The sequence below is a fragment of the Candidatus Obscuribacterales bacterium genome (genome assembly GCA_019744775.1).
Taxonomy (GTDB): Bacteria; Cyanobacteriota; Vampirovibrionia; order Obscuribacterales; family Obscuribacteraceae; genus SBAT01.
This window is the reverse complement of the sequence record JAIETZ010000002.1, coordinates 606,563-622,776: the sequence shown is the minus strand read 5'-3', so window position 1 is coordinate 622,776 and position 16,214 is coordinate 606,563. Positions and strand designations below refer to the sequence as shown.

At 48.5% G+C, this 16,214-nt stretch carries 21 protein-coding genes; 15 read left to right on the top strand and 6 right to left on the bottom strand.

Annotated elements, in window-relative coordinates; all coding sequences use genetic code 11:
- Window positions 1-82: 82 nt before the first annotated feature.
- The 5 genes from K2Y22_06300 to K2Y22_06280 all read left to right on the top strand — a co-directional run bounded on the left by K2Y22_06300 (window position 83) and on the right by K2Y22_06280 (window position 3,871).
- Window positions 83-1,186 carry a histone deacetylase gene (locus tag K2Y22_06300; GenBank protein ID MBX9878054.1) on the top strand — a complete coding sequence of 368 codons (1,104 nt, stop codon included), beginning with the start codon at window positions 83-85 and terminating at the stop codon, window positions 1,184-1,186.
- A 265-nt stretch (window positions 1,187-1,451) separates the two neighbouring features.
- Complete coding sequence (locus tag K2Y22_06295; GenBank protein ID MBX9878053.1) at window positions 1,452-1,709, top strand: hypothetical protein; 258 nt, start codon at window positions 1,452-1,454, stop codon at window positions 1,707-1,709.
- Window positions 1,710-2,207, top strand: a complete 498-nt coding sequence (locus K2Y22_06290; GenBank protein MBX9878052.1) for a hypothetical protein — start codon at window positions 1,710-1,712, stop codon at window positions 2,205-2,207. It begins immediately after the preceding gene.
- 115 nt (window positions 2,208-2,322) lie between these two features.
- A complete protein-coding gene (locus K2Y22_06285; GenBank protein ID MBX9878051.1) occupies window positions 2,323-3,249 on the top strand; it encodes an N-acetylmuramoyl-L-alanine amidase in 927 nt (308 codons plus the stop codon).
- 34 nt (window positions 3,250-3,283) lie between these two features.
- Entirely contained in the window at window positions 3,284-3,871 is a 588-nt protein-coding gene (locus K2Y22_06280; protein MBX9878050.1) for a hypothetical protein, read from the top strand.
- Window positions 3,872-4,159: 288 nt separating this feature from the next.
- Here K2Y22_06280 and K2Y22_06275 read toward each other — a convergent pair whose 3' ends face one another.
- From K2Y22_06275 to K2Y22_06260, 4 genes are all read right to left on the bottom strand, one after another.
- Window positions 4,160-5,635, bottom strand: coding sequence for a hypothetical protein (locus K2Y22_06275; protein ID MBX9878049.1), 1,476 nt, complete (start codon window positions 5,633-5,635; stop codon window positions 4,160-4,162).
- Window positions 5,636-5,740: 105 nt separating this feature from the next.
- Window positions 5,741-6,652: a hypothetical protein gene (locus K2Y22_06270; GenBank protein MBX9878048.1), complete on the bottom strand. Its 912-nt coding sequence runs from the start codon at window positions 6,650-6,652 to the stop codon at window positions 5,741-5,743.
- Window positions 6,653-6,721: 69 nt separating this feature from the next.
- Window positions 6,722-7,684: a hypothetical protein gene (locus K2Y22_06265; protein ID MBX9878047.1), complete on the bottom strand. Its 963-nt coding sequence runs from the start codon at window positions 7,682-7,684 to the stop codon at window positions 6,722-6,724.
- Between the two features lie 395 nt (window positions 7,685-8,079).
- Window positions 8,080-9,012, bottom strand: a complete 933-nt coding sequence (locus tag K2Y22_06260; protein ID MBX9878046.1) for a DnaJ domain-containing protein — start codon at window positions 9,010-9,012, stop codon at window positions 8,080-8,082.
- A gap of 96 nt (window positions 9,013-9,108) precedes the next feature.
- Here K2Y22_06260 and wecB point away from each other — a divergent pair, with 96 nt between their 5' ends.
- Window positions 9,109-10,227 carry a UDP-N-acetylglucosamine 2-epimerase (non-hydrolyzing) gene (wecB, locus tag K2Y22_06255; GenBank protein MBX9878045.1) on the top strand — a complete coding sequence of 373 codons (1,119 nt, stop codon included), beginning with the start codon at window positions 9,109-9,111 and terminating at the stop codon, window positions 10,225-10,227.
- Window position 10,228: 1 nt separating this feature from the next.
- Here the strand turns inward: wecB and K2Y22_06250 are convergent, their stop codons facing one another.
- Together K2Y22_06250 and K2Y22_06245 are read right to left on the bottom strand one after the other, a co-directional pair.
- The gene (locus K2Y22_06250) at window positions 10,229-10,564 is read right to left on the bottom strand and encodes a BrnA antitoxin family protein (protein ID MBX9878044.1); all 336 of its coding nucleotides are present in this window, start codon (window positions 10,562-10,564) and stop codon (window positions 10,229-10,231) included.
- Window positions 10,512-10,853 carry a BrnT family toxin gene (locus tag K2Y22_06245; GenBank protein MBX9878043.1) on the bottom strand — a complete coding sequence of 114 codons (342 nt, stop codon included), beginning with the start codon at window positions 10,851-10,853 and terminating at the stop codon, window positions 10,512-10,514. Before K2Y22_06245 ends, K2Y22_06250 begins: the two co-directional genes overlap by 53 nt.
- Before the next feature lie 561 nt (window positions 10,854-11,414).
- Between K2Y22_06245 and hisS the strand changes: the two genes are divergently transcribed.
- The 9 genes from hisS (at window position 11,415) to K2Y22_06200 (ending at window position 16,143) form a co-directional block, all read left to right on the top strand.
- Window positions 11,415-12,698, top strand: coding sequence for a histidine--tRNA ligase (gene hisS, locus K2Y22_06240; GenBank protein MBX9878042.1), 1,284 nt, complete (start codon window positions 11,415-11,417; stop codon window positions 12,696-12,698).
- A gap of 69 nt (window positions 12,699-12,767) precedes the next feature.
- Window positions 12,768-12,968, top strand: coding sequence for a hypothetical protein (locus tag K2Y22_06235; protein MBX9878041.1), 201 nt, complete (start codon window positions 12,768-12,770; stop codon window positions 12,966-12,968).
- A 67-nt stretch (window positions 12,969-13,035) separates the two neighbouring features.
- Entirely contained in the window at window positions 13,036-13,431 is a 396-nt protein-coding gene (locus K2Y22_06230) for a hypothetical protein (GenBank protein MBX9878040.1), read from the top strand.
- Between the two features lie 96 nt (window positions 13,432-13,527).
- Window positions 13,528-13,953 (top strand): hypothetical protein, encoded by a 426-nt coding sequence (locus K2Y22_06225; protein ID MBX9878039.1) that lies wholly within the window; start codon window positions 13,528-13,530, stop codon window positions 13,951-13,953.
- Window positions 13,954-13,970: 17 nt separating this feature from the next.
- The gene (locus tag K2Y22_06220; protein ID MBX9878038.1) at window positions 13,971-14,279 is read left to right on the top strand and encodes a hypothetical protein; all 309 of its coding nucleotides are present in this window, start codon (window positions 13,971-13,973) and stop codon (window positions 14,277-14,279) included.
- Window positions 14,280-14,306: 27 nt separating this feature from the next.
- Window positions 14,307-14,498 carry a hypothetical protein gene (locus K2Y22_06215; protein ID MBX9878037.1) on the top strand — a complete coding sequence of 64 codons (192 nt, stop codon included), beginning with the start codon at window positions 14,307-14,309 and terminating at the stop codon, window positions 14,496-14,498.
- Window positions 14,499-14,518: 20 nt separating this feature from the next.
- A complete protein-coding gene (locus K2Y22_06210; GenBank protein ID MBX9878036.1) occupies window positions 14,519-14,845 on the top strand; it encodes a hypothetical protein in 327 nt (108 codons plus the stop codon).
- 71 nt (window positions 14,846-14,916) lie between these two features.
- Window positions 14,917-15,429: a hypothetical protein gene (locus K2Y22_06205; GenBank protein ID MBX9878035.1), complete on the top strand. Its 513-nt coding sequence runs from the start codon at window positions 14,917-14,919 to the stop codon at window positions 15,427-15,429.
- Between the two features lie 48 nt (window positions 15,430-15,477).
- Window positions 15,478-16,143, top strand: a complete 666-nt coding sequence (locus K2Y22_06200; GenBank protein MBX9878034.1) for a hypothetical protein — start codon at window positions 15,478-15,480, stop codon at window positions 16,141-16,143.
- Window positions 16,144-16,214: the final 71 nt, after the last annotated feature.

The following is a 16,214-nucleotide window of genomic DNA, read 5'->3' as shown; positions in this document are numbered from 1 at the left end:
TATTTTGTCATTCTGAGCAAACCGAAGAATGACGGAACGCAATTCGAAATGACAAGGAGATACAATGCAGGAGGAGGATGCAATGTCGAGACTTGCTGTAGTTCGCGATGACAAATTCCAAGATCATCTGACGCCGCAGATGCATCCGGAGTCGCCGCAGCGTTTGGCGGCAATTGACGAAGCGCTTCGCGTCAATAAGATGGATGAAACGCTCGATCACTTCCGCCCGCGTCCGGCGACAGAAGATGAGCTGGTTCGTGTTCACAAAGATAGTTACATCGAAGGATTACTCGACTACGAAGCGCAAGCTAAACAAGGCGATAAGCTTATTCCGATTGATGCTGACACGTGGATGAGCCCGGAGACTTACGATATTGCCAAATTGGCTGCTGGTGCCGGTCTTGTTGGTGTCGACAGCATTGCCGGCGATTACGACAGTGCTTTTGTCGCTGTGCGTCCACCTGGTCACCACGCGCTTGCAGGCAGGGCAATGGGGTTTTGTTTGTTCAATAATTTGGCAGTGGCTGCTCGATACGCGCAAAAGAAACTTGGCATTGAGCGTGTGATGGTTATTGACTGGGACGTTCATCACGGCAATGGCACGCAAGATTTGTTTTATGACGATCCAAGTATTTGCTTCCTTTCTATGCATCAATTTCCGTTTTGGCCGCCAAACTCCGGCTGGTACAAAGATGACGGCAAGGGTGAAGGCAAAGGCTACAACATCAATGTTCCTCTTCCAGCAGGAACTGGCGATAGAGGCTACCTCAAAGCTTGGGACGAAATTGTTACACCGATATGTCGGCAATATAAGCCACGGTTAATTATGGTATCGGCAGGATACGATGCTCACCGATCTGATCCTCTGGCAATGCAGAATGTTTCCACTTCCGGATTTGCATTGATGACTCAGAGGGTCTGTGAACTTTCAAAGGATGCTGACGCAAAGGTAGTCTGCTTCTTAGAAGGTGGCTACAACACCAAGGCGCTAGCGAATTCAGTACTTGCAACAATGAATGTTCTGAATTCACCTCGACCGGAAGGTGTCAATGCCGGTGAGGTGCTAATCAATACGCAAACCAGTTTGCTCCTTCCTGTCACCGAAGACAGCGAGCCGTTTGCGGTGGACGCAAGAATTTCAGAGCTTCGCCACCACTTTTCTCAATATTGGACAAGTCTTAAGTAGTGCTCACGTTTTGTGCGCTAGCTGCGCTAGATGCGGAAACGCCACGGGTGCCGAAAAATAGCCCCTTGTGACACGCTTCTTAGTTGAGTCTATATATAAAAAACAAGTATGTTGTGAACGTATATTTGTCTTTTGATTTATAGCTCGTTTAAACACCGAAAAACTTTTCCTGATAAGCGTTAGTGCCCTTCTCTCAGCCAATTGTCGCTGAGGGGGTGGTACCACGCTGTCAATTTGTTACTCAAAAAACCAAGAGGACAATCCAATGTCTAACAACAACCAAAATCTATACAAAAAGCGCGACGCTTTGTACCGCATTCAAGCCAAGTTGGCCGGTCAACTTTCCGAGAAAGAAAGGGAAGCTTTATTGGCTCAGAAGAAAAAGCTCGAAGCCGAACTTGCCCAGGCTGTGGTTAAGAACAGTCCGGACAGACAGTATTGTATCGACCACAAATGCAGTGAGATGAAACAGCTCAAACATGTCAGACACCTGCAAGAGTCGCCAAATCCGGAGACTGTCTAGATGTCTGAAGAATTAGCGGAATCAACGCTAGATCAGGAATCAATGCGTTCGGTAATTGCTAGGGCATTTCGCTGGGCGGTCAAGCAATGCATTGAACCAACCGGATTACCCGAATACCCCATTGTCCGACGAAAACCTTACGAAGGCGAGCAGGAGTTGCCGTTGTACATTCGGTACAGAGACGGTGGACTTTATCTCAAAGCTTCAGTGACAATGCGGATCACTAAAGCGCGCAAAGTGCACGATGAGCCAATCGATCTCGATGAGGCAATTGCGCATCTCTCGGCGTCAGCTGCTGATCATTGCGCGCTATATTTTGCTCTACCCGGCAATACAATTGGCGCCTGCAATTTTCCAGAAGAAAAGTCTGAGTGCTTCGTTGGGTTTTTCTGGCGTAAACACATAGTCAGAATGACTTTCCGAGTTTCGACATTTGTTGGTGAATGGCGAGAGCCTGACTACCCGCACGACCCAATGGATCCATCATTCCCGATCTAGCCACAGACGAACCTGATGGTTCCTCTCCGGATATAGCCATCGGGCTCACACATTTTGTAGGGGCGCATTGCATGCGCCCTTTTTCTTTTCTACGCATTTACCGGAGGCACGGTCCATGAAAAACAAACTACAACTAGCCGCCATCTTGATGGCATTGTTCGCATCGTATGTTCTGTCTCAGTCATCACAAGCTGCCGCAGACACCTCACCTAAAAACAAACCCGTACCACTGGACCAGCTGCCGCCCTGCACAAATCCCAATGTGTGTGGTGCCGGTAAGGACAAGCGCCCCGAGCTCACGCTGAAAAGTGTTTTCGTCGATGAGGCGGAATGGAAATTCTCGAATGCGAAATCCGTTCTCCTTGACGCAGGACACGGCGGCAGCGATTCGGGCGCCCAGCGCGGTGGGGTTTTGGAAAAGGATCTCACGTTGCAATTCGTACTCATGTACCGCAAGGTGCTTGAGGAAAAAGGTGCAATTGTTATTCTGCCGCGAGCTACGGATCTTTTTCTGGGACTCGATGAACGTGTAGGCACCATTCAGCGTCACCGACCTGATGTTGCTGTCAGCGTTCATATCAATTCGTCTGAAGGCGAAACAACGAGTTCCGGAATAGAGACGTATTACACGACTGCAGAGTCCAAACCACTTGCTGAATTCATTCACAAGGCGGTTTTGAAATCGACCGGTGCTAAGGATAGAGGCATTCACCAGAATAACTTCTACATCCCGAAAAATTCACCTGTACCGACGATTCTTTTGGAGCACGGTTTCATCAACAACACCGACGAAAGAAAGCTTTTGTCATCTCCGGAATATCAGCGCAAATTCGCTGACGGTATGGAGCTGGGGCTCGAAGATTACTTCAAGTCTTTGGAGAAGAAAACCGCTCCCGCGATACTTGCGCCAACACCTACCCCGAATCGCCAGGGGCTGATTGATGGGCAGGAGTCAACACAAGAAAAAAGCTCTGGCCCGTCCTATGCACCGTTTTTCAAAGTGCAACCGGATAGCGAATGGCCGGGATGCCAGGGCTTTTAATACCAGCTTCGTTTCCCATGTAAGGAGACATATTATGAGCAAACATGCAGAAAGAGATATTTACGGGGAAGTCGCTCATGGCTTCCATGATCTTAGAGAACTTCGGGAGGGTGCTACGCCAGAGTCGGAGTTCGCCGAGCATTTTAGCAAGGAGTTTCTCGACAGACTTACTGAAATCAAGGCGAAGCAATTCGTTCGCAACGGCAAGCTCAAGTACAGGCTGATACTTGCTGAGCCGTACACAAAGCCAATCAACGACAAGGACACGCTGTACTTGAAAAAGACAGTGGAAGCGGTTCTTGATCCTAACATTGAGCTTGTCAAAGCTACAGCCATAAAAGGCGTTAGTGGAAAACACGACGGCTTTGAGGCTGACCTGCGCGAATTCGAGATGAAGCGCGTCAGTCCGGAACGAACGAAGGTGATTGTTTTGCTCGAACACGCATTCGGGCAGACACGCACTGATTTCACGATCGACAATCAGACAGGCAAGGTGGTTAAGCAATCGAGAGGCCGCATTTCGCAGGTTCTGCGAGAGCGCGGATTCTATCGCTGGGGAACCGTTCTCAAGAAAATTGAGAAAGCTTGCCGCGCGAAGAAGAAAGCCGTGACGATCCGCTAACGTCATTCTGAGGCGACGGCCGAAGAATCTCGCGTGTTAAAGACGTGAGATTCTTCGCTTCACTCAGAATGACAAAAGGGCGCATGCAATGCGCCCCTACGCAAGTGTTTTCGTTTCAATTTTAAAAAAAATTGTGAAGATACTAAAACAAGTAGTAAGAATGTAAAAAAAAACAAAAACGCCGAGGCGGGAATGGTATTTTCCCGTTGCCCGGCGTTTTGTTTTTGTCTTGCGAGCATCCAGACTGAGTTCTCAACTAGTGAGCGCTTCTCGATGTTCGCATGTCATTTATTCTTCGCAGTTGTGACAATGCTCGTTGTTGCAAGCATCGCCGTCTTCTTCGATTTCCACGGTTTGACCCAGTGGAAGCGGCAGTGGTTTGAAGTTGCAGAGTGCAGTGGCTTTAGTTGCACTGAAGATCTTAGGACCGATCACAGTGAACATGATGCCATCATTGCCAGGCTGGATGTTGTATGCCTGACCGAAAATGCGTCCGCCTTCCAAGACGACACCGACGTAAACGCCGGCGGCGATGTTCTTGTAGTCGCGGGCGCGCAGTTCGGTTCTATTGAAGTTGCAACCAACTTCGATAGCCTGACACTGAGCAAACGCTAGCGAGCTGTTGGCGTCGGCGGTCATGTTGTAGGTGTTGCTGAAAGCGCCACCGGAATTCAACACGACGTCGATACCACGCTGTCTGCGTTCGTAGATTGCTGCTTGGCCGGGAATCATGCGATTGAAGTCAATGCACTTGAAGAGAGTACCGCGGTAAACGGCGTTGTCTTCCGGCTTGAAGCCGTTGAGCACAATACCTGCACCCAAAGGCAACACTTTGACCTTTTCGCTCTTGCTGAAGCCAATGAGTTTGTCGAAGTCACCATCCGGAAATGCGATGAATTCCTTTTCGTGTTCCGGAAACTCTTCAGCAATTTGTTCGCCGAGTTCTGTCTGAATTTCTTCCATCAAGCGTTTTGCTTCTGCCACAGCTTCGTCCGTTGCCAGTCGAGCCGCATCTGATTCAGCAAATTTCTTTGCGTCTCTCATCAGTTGCGCTTCTTCTTCCTCGGTGAGCGGTGGAGCATCTTTGTCTCTCGACGCCAATGCTACTGAGATGTACTCGGCCTTCAAGCGGGCGACATGTTGCGTCTTGAACTCTTTGGTGAGTTTTTCGATGAACTTGCCGTTTGTCAGTCTATTCATATGCTGAGCCAGTCTGCGATCCAACTTCATGGCCTTGGTGGACATCTTCAAGCGCAGAATGTCACGCTTGGTTTTTTCACGCTGAATGACGTGCAGTGTGTCGACGTCATTGCGAATGCCGGGACCCATGTTTTTCAGCAGAAGTATAAGACCGATGATATTGTCGAATTGCAAAAACTGTTCCCTGATTTCTTGGCGATAAAGCTCGAACATGCGTAGAATTCGCCGTTCGTATCTGATTTGTTGACTTGCGTCAATCAAATACGGATGACCTTCGGTCAATGGCTTATCGGCATTGAGCTTCTCGAAAGAGTGATAGTCGAATTCTCCGCCTTGGATGATGAGCAGCACAGGCGTTTTTTGCCTTTGCTTCTCGCGAAGAATATCGATGAGCACCTCGTTGCAGCCTACGTCAATGAGAGGCCACGCGCGGTTGGCGACGGTAATTATTTCAGTACCAACAGGCAAGTCCGCAGTCGGAGCGTACGTGCCGGCTTTCGCCAAGCTCAAATCTGGGTGCTTGCAGATTGAGACCAAAAACTGAGTTTGTTTGTCGTTTGGCATAAGACTTTTGTCCTCATTCTGATGCTGATCTCGAACCACCATGCTGACAAAAGGGCGCATGCAATGCGCCCCTACGAATCAGGATGACGATATGTGAGTCAGCAATTAGCTAATAGGGAAATCCGCGAAGAACGGCTTGCGGAGCGGACCGGTGATTGCTTCGCGCTCTTTCAATGCTCGATACAACTCTGTGTAGAATGTGCGCACGGCAAATTCCAGTTGATCGATGCTGTCGAGGTAAACAACACGAGGGTCATTGACCTTGCCGTTGAACGCATGTTTCGGAACGAAGCAAACACGTCCAATCTCTTGGACCTTCATGGCGGTTGAATCCTTGTCGTCAACAAGAATCAAGACGCCTTTCTTGCGCATGTTCGCAACCTTTTCATTTGGGTTGTAGAACTCGATGTTTTCATACGCAATCGGAAGTCCGTGATTGCGAACTAGTTTGTACGTTCCGAATCTCGCGGAGTCGGATTCGAGCCATGCACCGGTGCTGGGGTGTATCGAGTTAAACGCAGGTACATCCGTCCACAAGTGCAGCGTTACGCGTGGTTTGCCGCGGCCGCCTTGATGCAGTCTCTTGAGCATGCCGGGGATTCTGTTGGAAATGAGTGGCAGATCAGAAAAGCCGCCTCTATCCAAGCAAGAGAAATCCATGAATTCGTCGCCGAATTCGTTAGGAGTCAGATCGTTCAGCGGGTCGCAATTGAAGTTCCAGATTCTCTTTGTTTGAAGCACTTTATCAAACGGAAGATTCTGGTTCTTCCTGCGCTCGGCGACGTATTCGCAATACGGTCCGAGGAAGCCGAACAGTGTTTCGTGGCAATCGAGTGCCGCTTCTGGTGAGGGAAGTTCGCCGGTGCGCATGCAGTTGCTAATGACGATTTCAAGCAAAACTTCGTCTCGTGCAGCGCGCTTAATTTTCTTGGCGAGTTTTTCCTGTTGTGTGTTTCGGCTGGTTGTGACTTGATTAGACCGACCAGCCTTTGTTTTTGTGTTTTTGTTGTTTTTCATCTGTAAGTCTCCGAAAACAGCAAAAAGCTCCGCCGCACGAGCAGCAGGGCTTAGATGTGCTGGTCGATATCAATAGTCGGTAGCGAGATACGTCTTACCGTTCCAGATAAGGCCGTATGTTTCTCGTCCATCTGGCGTCACCATCGGCATGATGGGTACAAGCTGCATAGCAACTACACCACCATGAGCGATTGTGAAAACCGTCAAATTTGTTTGCCAGTTTTTATCGAGATTGCCTTGGTAGGCCATGATGTGCGAGCTGAGCATGGCGAGAAATCCGTTTTCCGACCAGGTAATTACGCCCATGCCGGTTGTTTCTCGTGCGCCGTTGGCAGCTTTGTGTGTGTGCCCGATGTGCACTGATTTATTCAGATTGTCGGACATCACTCGAGAAGCTCCACCTGGTTGGCGTGTGCTTCTGTTGCCGTGTGTGGCCAAGTGTTTCTTGTTGATGAGCACGCCGCCGTCGAAGCCTCCTCGATTGAGGGAGCCTGCCAGAATTGTGATCGGTAGGTCGCGCGAAATCTTCATGCGTTCTTTGGTGTTGAACACACGAGAGCCGTCGCGGTTGTCCAAAGTTGCCAGCGGGGCAGCTTTGTCATTCAAATACGCTTGGTATCTGTTGTGATTACCGTCGATGACCAGAGTGATTGCGGCTCCTGAAATCACGTGAATGCGGGTAATGAGTTTGCCCACTTTTGTTTCTTCGCGATTGAGATCGTATGACTTGGCGTTAATGGGTTGTGGCCAGCGACTGATGTTCGGTTGATCTGACACATCGCCGAAGAGAATATTGCCCATTGGTTTGAGATCGCGAGCAAGGCGTTCGCCAATTTGTATAGCCATTTCATTGACCACCTCGCCGTGAATATCTGGCCAGCCAAGAAGCACTGAGCCGTCTGGAAGGTCAAGGTTGCGAACTTGCTGAAGTTGGGAGAAACCATACTTCGAGTTCACAGGGACATGGTTGAAACGAATGCCGTCGGCGATTTCTGCGCGTTGAGCTTTCGTGAGTTTGGATACGTCTTTCATATGGTTTTCTCCGTTTTGAGTAACTGTGGAGTTAAGACATAAAGACCTGACCCGCAATATGCTGGGCTTCAGATCTGGAAAATGCTTTTGAATACTTATTTCTTGGGGTTTGTTCTTTGTGAAAAGAGAAGAATAAAATGACGCCCTCACCCTATATAAATTACCTGTTGAAAAGCAAATATATGTCGGGCGGAAACGCCCAACTGGTGGCACTTTGAGTTAGAACTAACCAAAGTATAGTTGACAAGAGGAATTAGTGGTTGGCGCAGCTCTTTAAGCGTTATGCGATCGGATATCGATCTATGTTCAAACCAATATCAAATAGGCAAAAAATAGTTGCCATGCAGATAGAGATTTGATCCGCTTGACAATGCGGTTCAATCAACAAAATTGACTTACAAAATATCTTTGCGCGGGTTCGCCATCTTTGACGAATTCGCCAGTCTTTGAACAAGTGATTTTTCTTCGGCGGTTAGCTTTTCCGGAATGCGAATTTCAATCGTCACTAACTGATCGGCTCCTGCCAAACCAAGTCCACGCAATCGATAAACTCTTCCGTTTTGCGATAAGGGTTGTATCTTCATGACAACCTTGCCTGTTCCGGTTGGCACTTCAATATCTGCGCCCAACATTGCTTCAAACAGCGTGACCGGAATTGTACAGGTTAGGTTGTTGTCGACAATTTTGAATTGCGGGTGGGGAATGAGTTCAATTTTGATGACCAGATCGCCATGTTTTCCGCTTTGAGTATCCAGTGTGCCACTTTCCGGAATTCGAACCTCGACTCCGTGATACATGCCGGGAGGCAAGTCGATTTCTTCTTTGCGATCGGCTCTGGTAAATCCAATACCGTGGCAGTTGGGGCATTGCATTCTGACTAACGGCTTCAACCCGCTGCAATCTTCACAAACAACCGAGTCTTTAAGAGTTACCTCTTTGCGAGTGCCCTTGAGTGCTTCTTTCAAGGTAATCGGAATAGTGACTGTGGTGTCCCGGGCAATTTTCAACTCGCCTTTAGACCCACCACTGCTCGGTTTGGGTCCTGCGGATTGTGCCCATAATTTCCGCAAATCCGAGCGCGACGAATGGATGGAACCCGTACTGTCGAACTGTTTGCGCTTTTCGGGGTTGATAAGTATCTCGTAGGCTTCGGTAATTTCCTTAAACGTCTTAAGCATCATTTCCGGGTCCTGACCCGACAAAGTCACATGGGGCCCGAATTTATGATAGAGCCGCTCATAGGCGTCATGAATATCCTCGGACGTCGCATCAGGGCCGACGCCAAGGGTGTAGTAGTAGTCCTTATGTGCAGCTTCTTTATCAGTCATGACATTAAACACAAGTCGTTTCTCATCTATTTATTCCACGCCGGGACTCCAAGCAACGAGCCGAAGCTAAAGATTGTGAGGTGATAAAATCGACCCATGAAAAAGCGCGTAATGTGTGTTTTTGGCACTCGACCGGAAGCTGTAAAGCTGGCGCCGGTTGTCCATGCTTTGCGGGCGTCTAAGAAAGTCGAGCCGATTGTTGTGTCAACGGCGCAGCATCGAGAAATGCTTGATCAGATGATGAAGTGGTTCGAGATTGAGCCACAATACGATTTGAATTTGATGCAACACGGGCAAACATTGCCGGAGCTCACATCGAAAGTAATTCTTGGTGTCGACAAATTGTTGACCGAAGCCAAGCCGGATATGTTGCTAGTGCAAGGCGACACGGTGACGGTGATGGCGGCGTCACTCGCTGCTTTCTACCAGAAAATTCCTGTCGGACACGTTGAGGCAGGTCTTCGCACAGGCGATAGATACAATCCATTTCCGGAAGAAATGGCGCGACAACAAGTTGGACGTCTTGCGACTTTACACTTCTCGCCTACTCAACTTGCAGTAGACAATTTAAGACGTGAAGGAATTACCAATCACGTTTACCTAACTGGCAATACTGTTATTGATGCGTTGAAAAACACAGTATCTCGTCTCAACGGTAATCTCGTCGACAAGAATCTTTTCGCTAATGCGGATTTTGATAACAAGAAAGTGCTTTTGGTAACAGCCCACCGCAGAGAAAACTGGGGCACTGGCATGGAAGAAATTGCCCATGCTCTTCGTCAAATTGCCGATGCGCATGAAGATGTGCAAGTGCTTTATGCCATTCACAAAAATCCTGTCGTGCGTGATTCATTCAAGCCGATTTTCAAAGATCATCCAAGATTGATTCTCATCGAGCCTTTGGACTATTTGCCATTTGTTTATGCTCTGCAGAAGTGCCATTTCGTCTTAACCGACTCCGGCGGCATCCAGGAAGAAGCACCGACTTTCGGTAAGCCAGTGCTCGTCATGCGCACGAATACAGAGAGACCCGAAGCAGTTACTGCCGGCTCGTCCAAGTTAGTCGGCGTCACCCGCGAAGGAATTTTTGAAGCCGCGAACACATTGCTGAAAGATGCCGGTGCTTACAAGACTATGTCGACAGTTGTGAACCCGTTCGGGGACGGCAAAGCATCTGAGCGTATTGTTGAAGCCATCGAGAAGTATCTGGAATAGCTTATCGCCTCTTTTTCTTGCGTTGCATGTAGAGGCGCAACACTGCATTCATGCGGGTTTGGTAGCCTGGTCCTTGCTTTTTGAACCAATCCACGACGTCACGATCAAAGCGTACGCCTAATGCAACTTTGTTCTCTGGCACAATCAATTCCGCATCCGCCCAAAATTCTTCGTCAGTTGCTGGAATATCCGAATAGTCGATATCATCATCCGTCATGTCTTTAACAAGGTCCCAGTTGACGTCCGGTAGACGACGCCTGGGTGTCTGGTCATAAGCTCTGGTGCTAAAGCGACTGAGCTTTTTGAGTTTTTCTTTTGAAATAGCCTTTCCTTTCATTTCTGTTGGCTCTCCTTACGGAAATAATTCTTTTGCCCTCGTTGCGCAGCGTGTATACGGCTACTAATACCGTGGAAGCAACTGATCCTGTGGCTATATGGCGTTGTTCGCCATAATCTCTTTTGTCATCAACTTGATCTGTGAATTCTCCCAGAAACAACTGTTCGCAGATACTGAACTCATAGCCGTGCGTGTGGAAGTTTTTCTCTGCTTTGGAGGGATCCCATTCGAGTCGCCCAACTTTAGTGTAGACAACATGTATAGACATGTCAACTGTCCCCGTGTTCACGCCTTCCTAGTGTAAATACGGAAAACGAGTCAAAAAGTTCGAGCCAAGTGGTTAATTCTGGAATAGTCATCCTTTGGCGTAGGGGCGCATTGCATGCGCTCTTTGTGGTTGCGTCATCCTGAGGAGCGACCCAGCCGTGACGAAGAATCTCGTTACTTAAGCTACGAGATTCTTCGCCCGCTTTGCGGACTCAGAATGACAAAGAGAGGGGGTGCGCGAACAGCGCTAGGACTAAGTTGTGGTGTAATCCCCACTTACATAGTTTATTTGAAAATCCCTTGGACATTAATGTGTAAGTTAGATTCACCAATACATTGGTTTTAAAAAGAAGCATTACTTAAAGCGCAAGCAAAGCACAGATTACGTTAACGGCAATTTTCGACGGCATGTTTACCGTCTGACTTTGTGCCGTCTTCGCATAGCAATTATCTGAAATCCCGTCGCGGAACGTCATTCTGAGCCCCGCGAAGAATCTCACGCCTTAACGGCCGAGACTCTTCGCTTCACTGCGTTTTGCTCAGAGTGACAATTCTGCGACTTCTTCTTTGAGAGGAAACCGAAATGACTAACCCAGAAAAACAGAATATTTCCATGCAGCCGCCACGTGGAACTCGCGACGTGCTGCCTGCTGAAAGTGAACAATGGCAAAAGTTGGAAGAGCTTGCGCGCACGACACTGAAGTCTGCCGGCTACAAGGAAATTCGCTTGCCGATTTTTGAACAGACAGAACTCTTTTGCCGCACGGCAGGTGAAGGCTCCGACGTGGTCAACAAGGAAATGTATACCTTCGTCGACAAAGCAGACCGCCCGCTTACCTTGCGTCCGGAAGGGACTGCACAAGCCGCGCGCGCGTTTTTGAACTCAGCAATGGACAGGCTGCGTCCTCCGACAAAGCTGTTCTACATGGGTCAATACTTCCGCAACGAAGCTGTACAAACCGGCCGCTACAGGCAATTCAATCAACTCGGATTGGAAGCTTTCGGTAGTGCCAGTCCATTGCTTGACGCAGAAACAATTGCCATCGCCTGCGACTTCCTCAGGAAGGCAGGCGTGGCTGAATTCGAAGTGCAGATCAACTCTCTTGGTTGTTCGGCATGTCGCCCAGCCTATCGTGAAGCGCTGAAAGAAAAGTTGCGTGATCGTCTGTCAAGTCTTTGCGAAGACTGCAATAACAGATACGAACGCAATCCGTTGCGCATGCTCGATTGCAAGGTCCAAGCCGATCAAGAGCAATTCATTGATGTACGGGGTCCGCTCGGCTATCTGTGTGCTGATTGCGACAGCCAATGGGATGCGTTGACACTTGCTCTGCTTCAACTGAAAGTCCCGTTTGCAGTCAACAGACGCCTAGTACGCGGTCTGGACTATTACACGCGGACGGTTTTCGAAATCGTTTCGCAAGACAGCCGCCTCGGTGCTCAGTCCACAATCGCAGCCGGTGGTCGCTATGACAATCTCATCGAAAGTCTTGGCGGACCACCAACACCTGCAGTCGGCTGGGCTGTTGGGCTGGAAAGGTTGCTTCTGCTACTTAAGGAGCCGCCTACGACAAACGTCGATGTCTTTGTTGTTAGCACGGACGTCGCCGTAGCGTTGCAGGTTGCAACATCGTTGCGTCAAGCAGGAATCTCTGCTGACCTCGAGTTTCCAGCTGCAGGAACCAAGAGCCGCTCCTTCACCAAGCAATTGCAGGAGGCTAACAAGCTTGGCTGCAGATGGGCGGTGATCATAGGCGAAAACGAATTGGCAAACAACGAGGTTGCGCTGAAGGACATGCGAATCAAAGGTTTGCAGATCTCAGTGCCGATCTCAGATTTGCCAAAGAAACTCAATCAACTGACATAAGTTCACGGGAGGACTCCTCGTGGAGTCCTCTCTTTTGTTTTCAGCGAATACCCAAGTGGGGACAAACAAATGACAGAAGATCGAAAACTAGAAATAAGTGAGTCGACTACAAGACGTGAACCGGTCCCAGTAGCAAGAGCTGTAACTGGACTACACCAGGCTGAAGAAGAAGGAGGTCCGTGTGTGCACTGCGATCTTCCGTGGGACGAATGGACCGCAGAAGTAATGAAGTGCCCCAAGCATGTATACGACGTTAATACACGTCGCTGATTAGAGATTAGGAGAGGTTTTGCTTCTCCGATATGGGTCGAAAACTAATTTTCTTGGAGATTTCAGCATGAAAAAAGTATATTCAATTCTGTTCGCATGCCAACTTGTTATGCAGGCTTATCTCGTTCACATGCACTCTAGCTCGTCGACATTGTCGATCGCAGCGCTGGCACTATCGCTTGCCGCAGTTCAAGCAGTGGTTGCTCTTCTGGTGATAGTATCTGCCCAAGTGAATCCGCCGTATAAGATGCCTGCATCTGGTGTTGAGAAACGACTGAGCATGCTCGGTAATTCACTGATTTTTGCGGCAGTCGGTAGCTTCATGGTTCTCATTGCAGCTGCTGCTATTCCGGGTGCGTTGGTGACGACACAATTCTGGCAATTGCTCGCCTCAAGCGTAGTTGCTGGCAGTGCGGCAAATGCCCTGTTTGCGCAACGTCTTTCAGATGCGCATGGCGCATAAATAGAAAAACAACTAATCGCAGAGGCAAGTTCGATGGCATGAATGACACACCATCGTGCTTGCCTCTTCGGCACAGAAAAAGGCGAGGGATTTACTATGATAAAAGTTTTGGGCGTAGTTTTAATTGTCGCTGGAGTGACCACTGTCGCGGTTGCTGTCCGTGCGATTCAGAACATCATACAAAATGCTGCCGATGAGGACGATCAAATCGAGCCGGCAATTCAGGAAACAGACGAAGTCGAAGACGTAACACAGAGATTTCTTGATGCGAAGCGACTCGGCGGTAACGTTGATGCGTATTTGGCTCACCAGATTGCGGGTAGCGAAAATCCGAATCGACAATATCCATTTTTGATGAGAGTGAAAGAACAATTCGACGCGAAGGAAATTCCGGGATTGAGTGTCTCATCCAAAATTGGCGATGTCTGGGCGTGCAGAGCCACTCTCGAGGCCATCGATTTACTGTCGACCGATCCCCGAGTGCTTTGCATTGAAGGATCTCCGCGGGGACATTTGGAGTAAACAGTGAGGTAAACAACATGCCATTGATAGTAGAAAAGGAACACGGATTTTCATCGACCGGTTTCACGGAAGAGTTTCTACGAATTTCTTCCATTGAAGTGCCGGTAGGCTCTCGAGTTGTCGAGGTGAGATCAACGGGCTGTAACGTGACCGTGACGGTACAACAGCCGGTGCCCGATGCAACGGAGACTCTCAAAGACGAAACAATCGAGTTTCACATGTACAAAACCGGAATACCCTATCGTCGGCCGTCGTCGACAGAATTTAAATTTTGGGGAATCGTTGGCGCCAACGAAGGCAAGTGCGCCATCTATGAGAAGCGATAACTCCGAAAACACGTGAGGAAAAAGACCATGAGCAAGAAAGATAAACAAGATTCAACAAAGAAGCAGGAAGAGCTAATTCCGCAATTTCGTCCCTCCCATTCTACCGGCTCTTATTGTGCACGCAGAGACGGCAACGGCAATTCCTGCTCGATGCCTATAATGCAGCACTATAACGGCTATGGCAGACCGTCACACCAGTCGTGCAGTGGTGGACATTAATCAAAGGAGCGTGTAAAAACATGGCATACATTTTTCAGAAAGTCGTAGATAGAGTGAAGAAGCTCAGGGATGCCGAACTCGGAGAGCTGGATAACTGCAGCCGCGAGCTGAGAGTCAAACATTCAGACAGAACCGAGCTGAATTATTCATCCTGCTATTACGAGTTCATGACAGTCACACATCCTCGCAAGAAGGAGGAAAAGTACAATTGTGTGCTGATTATTCCAGAGCATCATGCTCCTTGCTGGTACATTCTTGATGATCTGACAGAGCTTGTCGAGATCAAATACGAAGGCAAGGACAACACGGGAAAGGAAGTCGATTTGCTGAAGCAGCATAGTAAGTAATCGACGATAAACGAACCCATACAGAGACTTCTTTCGAAAGGAGTCTCTGTTTTGCTACGGAGGTGAAATCGATGAAGTTTTCCAATATCGCAAACGTAGTCGACTGCGAACACCAAGAAGGTCGGCTGATTGAGGTCGGATTGACGATGCTCAATTTGAAAGAGAGAAAAATCCTGAAGAGTTACTGCATGCCTGTAAAAGTCGACTTCGAGATTTCACCGGAGATTACTGCACTTACTGGTTGGACTAATCGGAAGTTGCAGCGACAAGGCATGCCACTTGAGCAGATTGCGAACATGTTGATCAACAAACACGGTTTCAAAAACAGGCTGTTGTTGACTGACATGAGTAACGAAATCCAATTCTTGGAAGAACAATTGGGCGCTAAGTTTAGCGACCACAGAATGAATATCTCCATTCTGTACGCAATGAAGACAGGGCAAATGGAGAAGGTTAGCTTGGAAGGCATGCTTGCCACCTTCGGAATGACATTCGAAGGCAGCCCGCACTTGGGTGTCGATGATTCCAAAAACATCGCACGAGTCGGGTTGGTAGTAATGCCCCAATTGCCTCCAGAAATTTAGCGCCCATTTTTCTTGAGAAACAGATCAACAATTAACAGAGGAAAAATCATGACTAACCAAGATCAACCACAACCCGCATCGGAAGCCGCTAAGCAACTCATTCAATTGTGGAATTCTGCCTGCAATAGTTTCTTCTTAACGGTCGAAACTGAAGACGGACCGAATCCGCCGGAGATTGTTGTAAATGTACGTTCGAGTGAAGAGAGCTATGTTCGCGCAGCAGAACGAGACATCAGAGTGTTGTCACGCATCATGGAGACCGCCGGCGTGCAGACAATACCAGTAGAGCAAGATGCCGCGGGTAAGTGGGTGCCAACAGCCGAAGGACAAAAAACAATCGATGAATCCGGTGAGCGCACTGACCTTACCGGTGCACTTTTGATGACACTGGCGATGGTGTTTATTGATACGAAAGCGCTGAATGAAGTTAGTGTAGAGGATCTTCTTGCAGTTTTGCAGGCCATGAGTTCGGAAGGAGAAGAATCTGAGGCTGAAGAACCAACGTATTCACTTCAGATTAGGTCGAAAAACATCAGTAAAGAAGCCGGAAAGGAGATCACTCATATAACGATCAATGTTCTTTCCGACACGGATGAGGAGGAAAAGAAACTCAAAGCTTTGCAGGAAGAATTCGTTAGATTGTATAAGTCCGGCAAAATCACTGTCAGACTTAAACCATACACTGACGAAGAAAAATCCAGATTTACAATGTAGTTAGTGTGTGCAGCTAGGCAGCTTCTGTGCTGCTTAGCTGCTGCACGCTCTTTTCTTGCGGAGACAGGAAA